This is a genomic window from Shouchella phoenicis (assembly GCF_047238345.1).
Taxonomy (GTDB): Bacteria; Bacillota; Bacilli; order Bacillales; family Bacillaceae_D; genus Shouchella.
Map to the genome: position 1 here is coordinate 875011 of NZ_JBDFMQ010000001.1, position 15098 is coordinate 890108.

The following is a 15098-nucleotide window of genomic DNA, read 5'->3' on the forward strand; positions in this document are numbered from 1 at the left end:
AACATTTATACGATCGTATACCCACCATCAATTGGTACAACAGCACCATTCATAAATTGAGAGTCATCAGAAGCTAAAAAGACTGCTAGTTCTGCAACTTCATAATCATTCCCGAAACGATCCAACGGAATTTTGTTGGTCGGACGTGTTTTTAACATTTCCTCTGTAAGAGGCGTACGAATCGTTCCAGGTGCAATCGCGTTAATTTTGACGCCTTTTGAAGAATAAACGGCAGCTAAATGTTTCGTATAGCCAACGACCCCGTGTTTTGATGCTGTATAAGCTGCGCCACCCATTTGCGCAACAAGACCAGCAATAGACGCGATGTTCACGATATTTCCTTTTCCACGCTCAATCATATGAGGTAAGACTAGGTTGGAAATTTGGAAAATCGCTTTTAAGTTGATGTTGAAAATCAGATCCCACTGCTCATCTGTTGTATCTAAGCTTGCAGTATATTTGTCGAAAATGCCTGCGTTGTTGATAACGATATCAATTTGCTTGTATTCAGCAATGGTTTTAGAAACCATCTCTTCTAAGTCGCTTTTCTTCGTGACGTCGACTTGAATGGCTAGTCCTTTTCCACCGTTTGCCTCGATCTGCTGAACAACTTCTTCAGCACCTTCTTTATTTAAATCTGCAACGACTACAGTCGCGCCTTCTTCAGCGAACTTAAGTGCTTCCGCTTTACCCATTCCTGAAGCTGCACCTGTAATAATGGCGATTTTATCTTGAAGTTTTCCCATGATGTTGTCCTCCTTTAAAATCTTGATACCTACTTCGTAACCGCTTACTTTTTCGGCAAGTGGCGAAAGTCATGTATCGTTACTTAAATCGTAACCGTTTCGACACATTCTGTATAATACATAAATAAGTATAATACGATAACATTAATGTTATAACGGAGCGTGATGATGATGGAACTTTTACAATTAACCTACTTTAAAGTTGTGGCAGAACTTGAGCATATGACGAAAGCTGCAAAAGTTCTTCATGTGTCTCAACCAGCTTTAAGCAAAGTGATTCAACGGTTAGAAAGTGATTTAGGTGTTACGTTATTTGAACGTACGCAAAAAGGATTACGTTTAAATGAAAATGGCAAGGTATTTCTTCACCGTGTTGAACGAATTTTTCTAGAAATGCAAGAAGGAAGAAAAGAAGTTCGTGACTTAGCAGAGTTATCGGAACGAACAATTTCGGTATCGATGGCGTTGCCTCATATCCTGCCTCATTTTCTTGATGACTATTTAAAAAAACACAAAGATGTGCATATCTTGCATTATTCAGCCTCTGCCCCTGAAATGGTGAAACAGCTTGAAGAAGGAGAAGTAGACCTTTGCATTAGTACAAGTCCAATTGAAGGAAAAGGGTTAAAGTGGCAAGTATTAATGGAAGAAGAAGTCTATTTATCGGTCCCTCTTAATCATCCACTCGCTCATCGTAAGCGTATTGAATTAGTTGACGTACAGGGAGAGAAAGTGATTAATCGAAATAAAGGGTACCACTTTCGCGAGTTAATTGATGATTTTTGTAGACAAGCAGGGTTTGAACCGACAACAACAATTGAACTTGAGGAAGCTGGAGCGATTTTACGAATGGTTGAACTTGGTCAAGGGGTGTCGTTTACTCCTCAATTGTCTTTACTTAGGGAGACGCTGCCAAAAACAGTTCAGCTTGAAATCACCAATCCAGTTTGCAAACGAGAGATCGGTATCGCTTGGAATGAAGATCGCTACCTCACACGAGCTGCTCAGGAATTCAAAGCGTTTGCCATTACATTTTTTGAGAAGGCGGCAAAGCAATATTACCAGTTGTGAGCACAAGGGTATAGTTGACAAGCGCAAACCTCTATGGCATGATTATAGCCAATATAGAAGAAAGGAAATTGGTGCCTAATACAATGAAGCAGTAATCGAATCGACCCAACGTAATTGAACAACGATTGATTCACTCGAATTCGAGTTGAATATCTTTTTTCATGAACGTTAGAGTAGGGATTCGTCTGTCTTCATAGATTAGGAAAAAATACGACCACCTTAACAAACCTGTAGGTGGAGTGTCTTTTTGTTGACTAATTTCTTACGGGCGAACTCTCTCTAACTGAACTAGAGGGGGTTTTTTGTATGCTATTGCTACAAACGACAAAATTAGAAAAACATTTCGGTGCAAGAGTAATGATAAATTGTGAACCTTTGGCCCTATACAAAGGGGATCGGATTGGACTAGTTGGAAAGAATGGAGCAGGAAAAACAACGTTGTTAAATGTGCTTGCGAAAGAAGATCAGCCAGATTATGGTCAAGTAACCTTTTACGACAAAGCTACCTACATCCAGCAACTTGATGAAGGGCCTAATCATGTGTCTGCAAAAGAAGGCAGTCAATGGCATGTACCATTGCATAATGAGAAAAGCGGTGGGGAAAAAACACGGGCAAAGATTGCACAAGCCTTTGAAGCACGTGCGGCAATTATATTAGCAGATGAGCCGACAAGTCACTTAGATATGGCTGGCATTCAACAGCTTGAAAAAACACTCAGCCAATTTTCAGGAGCGCTTCTCATCACATCTCATGACAAAGCTTTCCTCAATAAAGTCTGTACGACGATTTGGGAGATTGAAGATGGAGACGTGAAGGCATACGAAGGAAATTATGATGCCTATCAAGCACAAAAACAAATCGAGTTGGATCAAGCACAAAAGGCATATCAATCGTACCAGGCCGAAAAAAATAGGCTATTACAAGCTGCCAAACAAGCGCAACAACGCTCGGATGCGATTAAAAAAGCACCGTCACGAATGGGAAATTCGGAAGCGCGCTTGCACAAACGAAGTAGCGGTGTGCAGAAAGCAAAAATAAATCGCGCAGCTGAAGCGATGTTCACACGAGCAGCCCAATTAGAAAAGAAAGAAAAACCAAAGGAAGAAACAAACATTCAATTTGATTTAAGCCGTTTTCCAGTTATTCATAGTAAACGAATTATGCAGTTTGAAGGGTTTCAAGTAGAAATAGATGGGCGGTTGTTTAAAGAAGTTGATGGCGTGGTTCCCGCAGGTAGTCGTGTGGCTATAATAGGCAAAAATGGATCTGGGAAATCAACACTATTACAACAGATTGTCGCGCAAGCCGTGTCTATTGCTAAACCAGCGAAAATCGGTTATTTTTCTCAACATCAACAAGATATTTTAGACGAAGAGTCCATCCTCGAAAATGTAGGGAAGAATAGCCCTTATTCAGAAACGTTTATACGAACGGTCTTATCTCGGCTTGCTTTTAAAAAAGATGACGTTTTTAAAAAAGGATCTGACTTAAGTGGGGGAGAACGCGTTCGAACAGCGCTAGCAAAAGTGTTTTTGAGCGATGTGAACGTTTGGCTATTAGATGAACCAACAAATTATTTGGATTTAGCTACAAAAGAGTCTTTAAAGGATGTTATGCGTCAATTTCCAGGAACAATCTTATTCGTTACGCACGATCGGATGCTTGTGGAGGAAGTGGCGACACATCTGTTATCCTTTGAAGAGGAACGAGCAAAAGTAAAATCGGTTGAGCAAGAAAAAGAGCAAACGGAAAAACCGGATGAGTCGTTATTAACGATTGAGTTTAAATTATCAGCGCTATTGTCCCGCTTATCGACAGCTGTAGATGAAACGGAAAAAGCGGCGTTAGATAAAGAATTTCAAGAGTTAATTAAGAAGAAACGCACGCTCATGTAGAGAATGAATGCAGACAAAACAGCCATTGCTGTTTTGTCTTTTTTGGGGTTTAAAGTCGACAGAATACGGGAATGGGAATTCACATCTTAATTTGGGGAATTTTAAGAAAAATGAAGAATAATATCGGATCGTGTTGAGATTACTCGAATTTTAGATGATTTTTGAGGATTGAAGCCATCGTTTATCGTAAAGGGTCTCTCATGAAAGGATACACATGTATACTCTGTCATTTCGAGTTTGTGGATAAGAAACCGCTTTATTATAATAAAAGTTGGTCAAATTGCAAGTTGAAGAAAAAATAAGAAAAAGGGGTAATTCAATGAAAAAGAAGCGATTTGGTGTAAGTTTAGTAGCGACGATCGCCCTGCTGTCGGCATGCGGAAGTGATTCTGACAATGGCGGTGGAGATGAGATCTCAGTCATTACGTTTGCCGATGCAGGGTGGGAAAGTTTGCGGATTCATAACGCGATTGCCCAATTTATTGTTGAAGAAGGGTATGGGTATGATACGGAAACAACGATGGGTTCAACCCCCATTACCGTTCAAGGTCTTCGAGATGGTGATATTAACGTGTATATGGAAATTTGGACCGATAACATTCGTGAATTATATGATGAATCGATTGATTCCGGTGAGATTATTGAAGTATCAATGAATTTTGATGATAACGAACAAGGGTTTTACGTACCAACCTATGTGATTGAAGGAGATCCTGATCGAGATATTGAACCGATGGCTCCAGACTTACAGAGGGTTGAAGATCTTGTGAATTACCCTGATGTTTTTCCTGATCCAGAAGACTCAAGCATGGGAAGAATCTTAAATGCGCCAAGTGATTGGGCTGTTTATGAAGATATAGCTATGAAATTTGATTCTTATGGATTGGAAGAAACATTTAATTTATTTGCCCCTGGTTCAGATGCTGGCATGGTGACAGATTTGGTTCGGGCTTATGAAGATGGTGAAGGCTGGGTCGGCTACTACTGGGAGCCTACAGGGATTACAGCTCAGTATGACTTAACGTTGCTGGAAGAAGATGATTACGACGAAGAACAGTGGGAAGAAAATCGTACAACCGCATTCCCACCTAATGATGTGACAGTTGCTGTTAATCAGCATTTGCCTGATCAAGCACCGGAAGTAGTGGAATTTCTAGAAAACTATGAAACAAGCAGTGAATTAACCGAAGCAGCGCTTGCTTATATGGAAGAAGACGGTTTAAGTGAGCAAGAAGCAGCGATGCGCTGGATGGAAGAATATCAAGATATTTGGACAAGTTGGTTACCGGATGATATTGCTCAGGATGTTCTAGATGCATTGTAATAAGGAGTGCGGCTAGCAGTGCGCTAGCCTCCTTGTTGTTCAAAAATAGTATAAAGTGAGGTGAATAGGTACACAAGCGTGTATCTTAACGGATGTTTGATTTTCCTGATATTCGGATTCGTCTAGGTGATTATGCAGAAGCCGTTGTGCAGTGGCTTAGAGAAACATTTTCAGCATTTTTTGATTTTATTTTTCAAATCGGTGTGAGCACCATTAATGGAATCAATGATGTTCTTGAATTTTTCCCATGGTGGTTATTTATTCTGATTGTGGTTGCCCTTGGCTGGTATTTGCAAAAATGGAGTTCGGGTCTGTTGTATGGATTGTTTATTTTTATTATAGGAACCTTTAATTATTGGTCAGAAATGATGACGACACTCGCAATTATTATGAGCGCCGTCATTGTCTGTTTAATTATAGGAGTACCAATAGGAATTTTAATGGCGTTTAGTAAATGGTTTTCCATTATTATGCGTCCTATCCTTGATGCGATGCAAACAATGCCAAGTTTTATTTACTTAATTCCGGCGATCTTTTTCTTTGGCCTTGGAAACGTATCGGCTATTTTTGCCACGATTATTTATGCCGTTCCACCGGTTATTCGTTTAACTGAACTTGCGATTCGAGGTGTAAGTTCTTCCATGGTTGAATCAGCACAATCATTTGGTTCTTCAAAAGGGCAAACGTTGTGGAAGGTCCAACTTCCTCAAGCGATACCGACTATTATGGCTGGTGTAAACCAAACGACGATGATGGCATTAGCAATGGTTGTAATCGCCTCAATGGTAGGTGCGAGAGGTCTAGGGGAAGACGTATTAATTGCAATTAATACGGTGAATTTTTCTCTAGGGTTTGAAGCTGGACTGAGCATTGTGTTTATTGCAATTATTATTGATCGCCTAACGAGCGGTGTAGCAAATAAAATTCAACGACATAGGAGAGTGACGTCATGACCACACAAATCTCACTTAAAAATGTCTCTAAAATTTTTGGGCCGAAACCGAAGTCCGTCATCCCGATGATTAAAGACGGTATGACGAAAGAAGAAATCTTAGCGAAGACTAACCACACAGTTGGCGTATACGATGCATCGATGGATATAAAAAAAGGCGAAACGTTCGTTATTATGGGGCTGTCAGGAAGTGGGAAATCAACGTTAATTCGTTGTTTTAACTTGCTAAATAAGCCGACAGACGGTGAAATTATTTTAGATGGAGAGAATATCGTAAAATATTCAAACCAGCAGCTTAAGAAAGTTCGTCAAAATAAGATCGCTATGGTTTTTCAACATTTTGGCTTGTTTACCCATCGTACAATCTTGTCTAATGTTGAATATGGTCTAGAAATTAAGCAGATGCCAAAAGCAAAGCGCCGTGAAATTGCGATGAAAAACATTGAGATTGTAGGCTTAAAGGGTTATGAAGACAAGTATCCCGATGAGCTTTCAGGTGGGATGCAGCAGCGAGTCGGTCTTGCTCGAGCGCTGACAAATGATCCAGACATTCTTTTAATGGACGAGCCATTCAGTGCACTTGACCCTTTAATTCGTCGGGAAATGCAGTTAGAGCTGTTAGATATCCAAGAGCGTCTCCAAAAGACAATTATCTTTATCACTCATGATGTGAATGAAGCCTTTAAAATTGGCGATCGTGTTGCGGTTATGCGTGACGGAAAAGTCGTTCAAATTGGTACGCCAGAAGAAATTATGGAATCACCTGCTAACGACTACATTTCCGAATTTATTAAAGATATTGATCGATCGAAAGTTTTTCAAGCATCTCATATTATGATGAAACCAAATGCCATTGTGTCACTAAAAGACGGCTTAAACGTCGCAGTGAAAGAAATGCAGCAAAACGGGTTATCTAGCGTGTTCGTTGTGGATCGAGGTCGCATTTTAAAAGGCATTCTGACCATTGATCAAGCGATAAAAGGGATAAAAGAAAAACGAACATTAGCGGAAGTAATTTCCGAGGACATTCAACGAGTAAAAGCGGATTGCTATGTGACGGATTTAATTCCAAAAGCGCTTGAATCTGCTTTTCCATTGGCAGTTGTTAATGATGAGGGGCGTTTAGAAGGGATTATTCTCCGTGTTCATGTCTTATCTGGTTTAATCTCGGAAGAAGTTAAGGAGACGGAGGAATACCATCCTAAAGAAGAGTTAAGTCCTGTTTAAGATGTACATTCGTTTCAGAGCAGCTAAAATAAACGTCATGAATGGAATATGACCATTCATGACATTTTTTGCTGTTTTCTTTTACTATTGTATTCACGTAACGTTACTGTCTTTTTTCCATCACACTAACGGTACAGCGAGAGATACAGATGGTTTTTCCTTCTTCATTTGTTAAGTCAATATGCCACACCATTGTCGATCTTCCTTTATGAAAAGGCGTCGCCGTCGCAATTAGCGTACCTTCAGACATGGTTCGAATATGGTTTGCATTAATCTCCATCCCAAAACAAACGTGGGTCTCAGGATTAATGTTTACAGCTGTGGCGATTGAAGCGGCGGTTTCGGCTAACACAACTGAAGCGCCACCGTGTAGAACGCCATATGGTTGGTGGACGGGTGGACCGACCGGCATTGTCATAACGACTTTATCGGTTGACAGTTCTTGATATTCGATTCCAAGCGTTTCGATTAATGTGTTTCGAGCGTTTTCCTTTAACTGAACAAGCTGATCTTCTGTAAACTGTGTCATATGTACCTCCATCTATATATTAAGCGCTTACATTTAGTATACAGAAAAAATAGAAAAGAAAAAAGAGTGATTCATTCACTCTCATGATTGGACGGTATTTTCGACTATGGTAATCGTTCCATTAGTTCCATCTACTCGAACGTTTGCGCCAATCGGTAAGGTCGCTTTGTAATAATTATGTGCGGATTGGACATTTGTAATTAAAGGTTTTCCCAAAGGAACAATAAAAGAATTGATGACATCTTCATAGCTCGTGCTATAAGAAACGGGACAATCTGTACACGTTCCCATTAAAATTGCAGCACAATCATTAAATTTACCTGCTGCTTCTAACTGAGCCAAATAGCGATAAACAGTATTCGTAGGTTCATGAGTGTCTTCCAAAAATAGTACTTTTCCAGCTGTATCGATTTCATAAGCTGTCCCAAGGGAACCAACAAAAGAAGTTAAATTTCCGCCCATTAATTCCCCTATAGCGACACCAGAAACTCTGCCTTGTAAGGGGATAGAAGCAGGATTAGTAAAAGGATAAGGAGCAAAACCATTCATTGTAGTGGAGAAAAATTGTTCAACATTATAAGGAGGGGTATTTTCACGAAAATCAATAAGAAGCAACCCTTGATACGTAATTAAATCTGAAAACTGTGCAAGCACATTTAAGAGAATCGTAATGTCGCTATAACCAGAAATGATTTTAGGATTAGCTCGAATCTCTGCAAAGTTTAAGTAGGGAATTATTCCTGCAACACCGACTCCTCCTCTTGTAGGTAAAATCCATTTCACTTCGGGATTTCGTATCATGTTCATAAAATCGTTTGCCCGACTTTCAGCAGAACCAGCTAGAAAGCCAGTCCGTTCATACACACTATCTCCAACGATTACCGAAAACCCTAACTGTTCTAAGAATCGTATTCGCTCATTGATGGTATCGGCGGCGAGAGGACTGCCTAAGGTGACAATCCCAACTGTATCTCCTTGGTGCAGTCGAGGTGGAGCAATACTCACGTAGAATCCCTCCCTTTTTCTCATTGCTACTATGTATATGGACTCATTGTTAGATTAGACGAGAAAAAGCGTGCTGGTGAGCGGTTTTTTATGTGGATTCTTTTTTAGGGAAAAAGGTGTAAGACCATGAATAAATTGTATCGATTATGAAGACAATCCCCCAAACCATACTAATTTGATGTATCGAGTTATTGGGATATGGCGTAGATTCATATGAATCCTCGTTGAACCATGACCAGTCACTAAGGTACATAAGAGCATGGTCGAAGCTATTTGTACCGAAATAAAAAGCAGTGATTTGAAAGGCTAGAAAAAGAGTGGCGTGAACAATTGAGTAATAACGATAGTGTCTCGCTTGATAATAAGGATCTTTTTGCTTTTTCATTTTTCTATAGTCTTCTTCTGTTAAAAGTTCAATATTACGCCACTGCCCAATTTTTTGTTTCATCCAGCGATCTAGTTTAAGAAAATCTTGAATGCCAAACGTTACCGCATATAATACAAATATAGTTATAATAATTTGCAGTGTAGAAATTTCTCCTGTTTGACTATAGAGGATCCAAGCAAGAATGGCTTCAAGTGCAGTTATGACGATGAAAAGAAGGATAAACCAAATACTTAGTCTGTAGTGGTCGAACCAATACCGTGTTATACCAAACAAAATTAAGCAAATAAGAGATATAATTTCTAACGTAACAAATAAAAAAGTTCCAGATTGAACGATCCAATCCAATCGAATCCCTCCCTGTTTTCATCCGATCCAGCTTTTTTTAGTAAGTTATCCACACAGAGTCTGGTGAAAGTTCGGCAGGATCATAATATATGCCATTATCAGACTATTTAGTATAGCATAAATATAGTTTATGACGTAAGAAGAACTTAAATTAGACAGGAATATCATCAGAAAACTATGAAACCTGACTTTTTGTTAGAAGAGAAATGACAACAATAGATTCCCAACCATTCCATTCTATACTAGAATAGAAGAGTATCTTTTGTAGATAGGTGGGAGGTCATGCAGATGGAACAAGTGTTTAGCAACATTGTAAATGTCATGCATCAAGACTATGCAGGTTGTGAAGATAAAAAAGGCTGGGATCAACCTAAAGCATGTACAAGTAAAGTCCGAAAAGTAGAGAATCGAGAAGACTTTGTTGAGGCTGTACGGGATTACCTGCTCGATTTTAATGATCAGAATTTGCTCTTTTTAGATGAAAAGCAATCAAAAATCGAAACAAAAAAAGATGTTGGGTTTCGCGTACGCCGGTATGAGGATCGTCTCTACGTAACGAGTGTATATGAAGCGAATATCTTGAAAATTGGTACATATTTTCGCTCGTTGGATGGAGATCGGATCTTAGATAGTCGAAACAAATACGAACGTTATTTAAATGAACACCACCCTGAGCGAGAAGATTGGACGTTTATTTTGCAACAGTGTAAAACGGCAGAGGCCGTGACACCTGATGGAGAAGTATTTCAATATAAATTTAAGCATTATGAACAAAACCATCGACACCCTACTTACGCTGTTCAAGAAGTCATGAATGATCTCGTATTGCTGACTTTTACTGATTTTATGAACGCTGAAAGCATCGCTCAACTAGTAGAAAACCAGCGCGAGTTACTTGAACGTTCGAATAATTGGATTATTGATGTGCGCACGAATGGTGGTGGATCAACATCAAGCTTTGCACCCTTACTACCGTACATGTTGCCTGAAAAAGGCATAACGATCGACTCGACTTTTCACGAGATGAGCTTTAATTTTACTGAAGCTTCTGCCAAGAGACAGTTGGCTAGTATAGAACAGATGCTGGTTCAAGAAAAAAATGTAGAAACCATTGAACTGTTAAAACGGTACGATGCGATGTGGCAGGAACATAGAGGAACAGGCTTTGCTATATCTTCCTTAAACGTGGAGCCGGACTTATTCAAAAAAGGAACCGCTACACCAAAGCAGATCTTTGTTCTTACCGATGTGTATTGTGGAAGTGCAGGCGATGCATTTGTCGAGCTGGCAAAATTATCGCCAAAAGTGACGGTAGTGGGTCGTCCAACAAAAGGGTTAAATGATTATGCCAATGTTGTTCGAGCAGAGTGGGATGATTTTGCTTTATATTACCCTACCTCACGTTTAACGCGGATTGATAACGGTCAAGGAATGTCTAAAGTAGGGATTCATCCTAATCACTATATTCCATGGACGCCACAACATTTATATGAAGACGTTGATTTAACCCATGTGTTTAACCTACTAACAACCAATAAGAAAAACCTTGTTAAGCAATAACGTTAACAAGGTTTATGAATAATGAACGGGATCGGAAATAAACGGCTCATGGCGAATAAAATGACGATCAAGAAACTGTAAAACACGTTCTTCATATTCTGATTCAAAGTGAAAGTAGCTACGTATATGGCCACCTTTTTCTGGAAGCCAGAGCTCACTTCCTGCTGCGCTATTATGGATGGCTTCTGATTCAGAATATGGTATCGCACCGTCATGCATAGAATGAATTAAAAACAACCCTTTGTCATCAGGATAGGACTGTGCTGCATAAAGTGGCGTGACATCTGTTGGGTTAAAGCCAGGAACCATGACGCCAATAGCGCGGGTTGTACCTGTTGCAAATGATTTTGGTAGTCCGGTCCAATATTGAAAACTATCAGCAGCATATTCACTTAAGTTCGCAAAAGGTGAGTCAGCGATAACGGCCTTGACTTCTTCAGACTCAGCCCCTGCCATAATGGACGTGACAGCGCCCATTGACCAACCCATTAAAGCAATATCGTCAACATCGTGCGTTTCGCTAACGTAATCAATAGCGCTTAAAAGATCTGTTTTCTCATTTCCACCAAACGTTGTCGGTGCTTGTTCAGACATACCGGAGTTACGAAAATCAAACATAAACACATGGTAGCCTTCTTCGCTTAAACGGCTTGCCAATTGCAAGGGACTAAAAGGCATTTCCGTCCGGTTATACCCATACCCATGAGCGAAAATAACGGCTTTATCGGTATTGAAAATGGAATTATGTTCAGAAGGAATCCACCAACCACTTAAAGAGATATGATCAAATTTATTTGAAAACTGAACTTCCTCGTACTCAAGGTCGTAATGACTAGGATTACTCTCAAGGAGCCGAATAGCCGGGTTTGTGGCTTTATAGCCAACAAACATTAGTGCAGCGGTTAAAAGGACAAGTAAAGCCGCAAACGTTGTAACAGCATTCATTAGCCAGCTTTTCATGTTGAGTTGCTTCTTCATCCCTTCCACTCCTTATGCGTCGTTCGAAGATTCATAGATCATGCACATCGACTTCCTAAGCATCATGTTAGCATTATTATACGATCTTCATAAATTCTTTACAATTGGTATACCTCAAGTTTAACGTCAGAAAACCTTGCTCTCTCTATACATATAAAGAAGGTTACATTCTGGTAACAAATTTGAACGAAATGCTTTAAGAAAGTCTGAAAAAGAGGAGTCTGAACAGGGTGAAAAAAACGACAGAGCTGATTCAAGTACCGACTAATCGTTCACAGAAACCACAAATCATATTCGTTTCATTAAGCATGGCGCACGAAGTTGTACTTCATCAGTTTGAATTAGAAAACCGAACCTACTTTGAATCCATGGTGCCGAGCAGAGGCGATGCATTTTATAACAAAAATGAATTTAGACATAGATTAATGAGTTTATTAAAGGAAGAAGAGGAAGGGAAAGGAATCTTTTATCTTCTATTTGATGATGCAGATAATCTTGTAGGTCGATTCAATCTACTAATCGATGGGAAGAGCGCTGAGATTGGTTATCGAATTGGAGAGGCATTTTCAGGAAGAGGTTATGCAAAACAAGCACTTGGATTAGCGATTGAAGAAGTACGCGCGGCTAATCGAATAAACGAACTAACCGCGAAAACGACGTCCGCTCATCGAGCATCGCAGCAGATTTTGCTGAAGAATGGTTTCACAGAAGTTAAAGGAGACTCCGAGCCATTTATGTGGAAAGGGCAAAAGCAGTGGTTCGTTTACTATCAAATGAAGCTCAGTTAGCGAATTCAGTTGCTCACCTATTCATAAAGTTGTGAAGGCTATTCACTTCATAAATGTAGAGAGCGCCATAAAGGAAAAGCTGAACTGTGAAGAGGGAAATCGCGAAAATGTAATGGTTTTTCACGATCTTTTCTTTCCGTTTATGTAAGATATAAGAGCCGATGGATGTGCAACTGCCAGCTAACGATATGGACATAAATAGTAAGAAGCGATCGAGCCTCGTCAGAAAGTTATTCGTCATGGCAACCATTAGTTCAGAACCTGTCTTGTCCAACTCTCGATCAGAAAAGTCAATCGTAGTCTGTTGATTTAGAATGCGTGTTTCTAACACAATGGCATTTTGATCGGCCTCAACGAGTTGGTAATTATAAGGAAATAAACCTAACGTGACAAAAACAAACGAAAAGCCGAGAAACAACACGGTAAGGATTAATAATAATGATATGAGGCGTAAAAATACAGACATACTATTCTCCTTCTATATAGATAAAGGTGGTCTTGATCGCTCGTTAGAAAAAGAGGAGTGTTGTTGAACCCACTCTTTAATCGACAAGGCCAATTCGTTTAACGTTGATTGGACAGAGGTAATCGTATCTAGATAATAGAAAGTAGAGGGATCTATTTCATAGCCAGATAGCGAGTGAATGAAAATTTTTGTATTCGACGCTATGGCTAACCCTAATTCAACATGGCTCCCTTTTCCTCCAGGTAATAAAAGTATGAATGCATCTGCATCTTGTACAGCTTGTTTTTCCCTCTCGCCAATTGCTTTTAATTGCTGTACAGAGGTTGCTCGTTCATTTTTCGTCCAGTCGTAGGTTTGAACGTATCCTTCGTTTTGCAAAGACGAAGATAGCGCTCGAACAGAATCGATGTTTGTAAAAGATGAAGCAATATAAAAATTCAAAAAAATCACTCCTTTAACCCGATTATAAATGAAATCACTCGATTTCACTATAAAAAGGGAAGGGAGTGAGCGTTGTTTTTTAAAAAGTTTAGGGAGATGACCAAAAAATCGACCGAGGTACAAAGTCATTTGAATTTCTGTTAATAAGGATTCAAGAAATTGCTTAATCGAGCCAGTGCTCAGGGACAACTACGAAAACTGACTTGACTCTTAAATTACTAAATATCTCTTGAACATTTACACTACCACATTGCGTACGGGGAGCCGCTACGGAAATTAGTAAAAAGGGAGAGAAACGCTAATGGAAGGGAATTTTGTCACGCAAAGTATAGATGGACAAACGTTTCAACTTAAAGAACTGCATGATTTTCAGTGGCTTCAATCCTATGGAACTGTATTTAACGTTTTTGATCAACAAGATTCAGGAAATCTGAGTTTTGGTGTGAAAAAAGGAGCAGAGCGATATTTCATCAAGTATGCTGGTGCTAAAACCATCTACTATAACAACACACCTTTGGAGTCGATACAGAGGTTGAAAGAGGCTGAAAAGGTCTATCGTGATTTGCAGCATCCATCGTTAATTCAATTTATAGAGGCTATTGAGACACCAAATGGTTATGGGCTTGTTTTTGCTTGGACAAATGGAGAGAATTTGCATCCACACTGGGAATTCCCACCGCCGGAAAAATACACGCATCTGGATTCTCCTTTTTATCGTTTTAGACAGCTTCCATTTGAGAAAAAATCAAAAGCGTTTAAACAAATCCTTTCTTTTCATAGGTATGTAGAAGAGGAAGGCTATGTCTTAATTGATTTTTATGATGGGAGTTTATTGTATGATTTTTCATCTGATAGAATGACGATTTGTGATATCGACATGCATGCGAAAGTCCCGTACACCAATGAAGTGGGGCGGATGTGGGGGTCGTCTCGTTTTATGGCTCCTGAGGAATTTAAAAAAGGGTCTACAATTGACGGTCAGACGATGGTTTATACAATGGGGGCGATGGCATTTGCTTTATTTGGTGGGGAAACCGACCGTTCTATTGATAAGTGGCAGGCCCCAGAACGTTTTTATTCGATTTCGCTAAAAGCTGTTCAAACGGATAAACGTGCGCGATACGGTTCTGTAGGGGAATTTTTAGAAAAATGGCTTGAACAAGAATAAGAGGGGTCGTACCCTCTTATTCTTTTGTTTTTTCCATTGTATCAAGCCGTTCAAGGATTTGATCAAGCTTTTTGTCGATATCCTCGAACTCAGGTCCTATCCCTTGGCGCATTTCTAATTCTTTTAAATGAGCGCGGTTGCTAATTAATAGCGTAATAACGGGATATAAAATGGCAGCTAGCGGGATAAGCACCCACCACGGGAAATCAGCCAT

At 39.7% G+C, this 15098-nt stretch carries 16 protein-coding genes; 8 read left to right on the plus strand and 8 right to left on the minus strand.

Translation table 11 applies throughout. The features are described from left to right. Nucleotides 1-5: 5 nt before the first annotated feature. Nucleotides 6-746 (minus strand): SDR family NAD(P)-dependent oxidoreductase, encoded by a 741-nt coding sequence (locus tag ABC361_RS04870; RefSeq protein ID WP_413072945.1) that lies wholly within the window; start codon nucleotides 744-746, stop codon nucleotides 6-8. Nucleotides 747-914: 168 nt separating this feature from the next. On the opposite strand from ABC361_RS04870, the gene ABC361_RS04875 reads away from it, so the two are divergent. The 5 genes from ABC361_RS04875 to ABC361_RS04895 all read left to right on the plus strand — a co-directional run bounded on the left by ABC361_RS04875 (nucleotide 915) and on the right by ABC361_RS04895 (nucleotide 7216). After that, nucleotides 915-1817 (plus strand): LysR family transcriptional regulator, encoded by a 903-nt coding sequence (locus tag ABC361_RS04875; RefSeq protein ID WP_413072946.1) that lies wholly within the window; start codon nucleotides 915-917, stop codon nucleotides 1815-1817. A 306-nt stretch (nucleotides 1818-2123) separates the two neighbouring features. Next, nucleotides 2124-3713, plus strand: a complete 1590-nt coding sequence (gene abc-f, locus ABC361_RS04880) for a ribosomal protection-like ABC-F family protein (protein ID WP_413072947.1) — start codon at nucleotides 2124-2126, stop codon at nucleotides 3711-3713. Between the two features lie 319 nt (nucleotides 3714-4032). Beyond that, nucleotides 4033-5037, plus strand: a complete 1005-nt coding sequence (locus tag ABC361_RS04885; protein WP_413072948.1) for an ABC transporter substrate-binding protein — start codon at nucleotides 4033-4035, stop codon at nucleotides 5035-5037. Between the two features lie 92 nt (nucleotides 5038-5129). Further along, nucleotides 5130-5990: an ABC transporter permease gene (locus ABC361_RS04890; protein ID WP_413072949.1), complete on the plus strand. Its 861-nt coding sequence runs from the start codon at nucleotides 5130-5132 to the stop codon at nucleotides 5988-5990. Continuing rightward, complete coding sequence (locus ABC361_RS04895; protein WP_413072950.1) at nucleotides 5987-7216, plus strand: quaternary amine ABC transporter ATP-binding protein; 1230 nt, start codon at nucleotides 5987-5989, stop codon at nucleotides 7214-7216. The genes ABC361_RS04890 and ABC361_RS04895 overlap by 4 nt, the downstream gene beginning before the upstream one ends. A 103-nt stretch (nucleotides 7217-7319) precedes the next feature. Here ABC361_RS04895 and ABC361_RS04900 read toward each other — a convergent pair whose 3' ends face one another. From ABC361_RS04900 to ABC361_RS04910, 3 genes are all read right to left on the minus strand, one after another. Then, entirely contained in the window at nucleotides 7320-7745 is a 426-nt protein-coding gene (locus tag ABC361_RS04900; protein WP_413072951.1) for a hotdog fold thioesterase, read from the minus strand. An 81-nt stretch (nucleotides 7746-7826) separates the two neighbouring features. After that, the gene (locus tag ABC361_RS04905; protein WP_413072952.1) at nucleotides 7827-8750 is read right to left on the minus strand and encodes a S66 peptidase family protein; all 924 of its coding nucleotides are present in this window, start codon (nucleotides 8748-8750) and stop codon (nucleotides 7827-7829) included. An 88-nt stretch (nucleotides 8751-8838) separates the two neighbouring features. Then, nucleotides 8839-9483 (minus strand): hypothetical protein, encoded by a 645-nt coding sequence (locus ABC361_RS04910; RefSeq protein WP_413072953.1) that lies wholly within the window; start codon nucleotides 9481-9483, stop codon nucleotides 8839-8841. A gap of 288 nt (nucleotides 9484-9771) precedes the next feature. Here ABC361_RS04910 and ABC361_RS04915 point away from each other — a divergent pair, with 288 nt between their 5' ends. Next, nucleotides 9772-11043 carry a S41 family peptidase gene (locus ABC361_RS04915; RefSeq protein WP_413072954.1) on the plus strand — a complete coding sequence of 424 codons (1272 nt, stop codon included), beginning with the start codon at nucleotides 9772-9774 and terminating at the stop codon, nucleotides 11041-11043. A 12-nt stretch (nucleotides 11044-11055) separates the two neighbouring features. Here ABC361_RS04915 and ABC361_RS04920 read toward each other — a convergent pair whose 3' ends face one another. Further along, nucleotides 11056-12021: an alpha/beta hydrolase gene (locus ABC361_RS04920; RefSeq protein ID WP_413072955.1), complete on the minus strand. Its 966-nt coding sequence runs from the start codon at nucleotides 12019-12021 to the stop codon at nucleotides 11056-11058. A gap of 230 nt (nucleotides 12022-12251) precedes the next feature. Between ABC361_RS04920 and ABC361_RS04925 the strand changes: the two genes are divergently transcribed. Continuing rightward, the gene (locus ABC361_RS04925; RefSeq protein ID WP_413072956.1) at nucleotides 12252-12809 is read left to right on the plus strand and encodes a GNAT family N-acetyltransferase; all 558 of its coding nucleotides are present in this window, start codon (nucleotides 12252-12254) and stop codon (nucleotides 12807-12809) included. Nucleotides 12810-12822: 13 nt separating this feature from the next. Here ABC361_RS04925 and ABC361_RS04930 read toward each other — a convergent pair whose 3' ends face one another. Continuing rightward, entirely contained in the window at nucleotides 12823-13275 is a 453-nt protein-coding gene (locus tag ABC361_RS04930) for a hypothetical protein (RefSeq protein ID WP_413072957.1), read from the minus strand. Between the two features lie 12 nt (nucleotides 13276-13287). Next, nucleotides 13288-13716, minus strand: coding sequence for a group-specific protein (locus ABC361_RS04935; RefSeq protein ID WP_413072958.1), 429 nt, complete (start codon nucleotides 13714-13716; stop codon nucleotides 13288-13290). A gap of 301 nt (nucleotides 13717-14017) precedes the next feature. On the opposite strand from ABC361_RS04935, the gene ABC361_RS04940 reads away from it, so the two are divergent. Then, entirely contained in the window at nucleotides 14018-14884 is an 867-nt protein-coding gene (locus ABC361_RS04940; RefSeq protein WP_413072959.1) for a protein kinase domain-containing protein, read from the plus strand. A 16-nt stretch (nucleotides 14885-14900) separates the two neighbouring features. On the opposite strand, the gene ABC361_RS04945 is transcribed toward ABC361_RS04940, so the two are convergent. Further along, nucleotides 14901-15098 (minus strand): hypothetical protein, encoded by a 198-nt coding sequence (locus tag ABC361_RS04945; RefSeq protein WP_413072960.1) that lies wholly within the window; start codon nucleotides 15096-15098, stop codon nucleotides 14901-14903.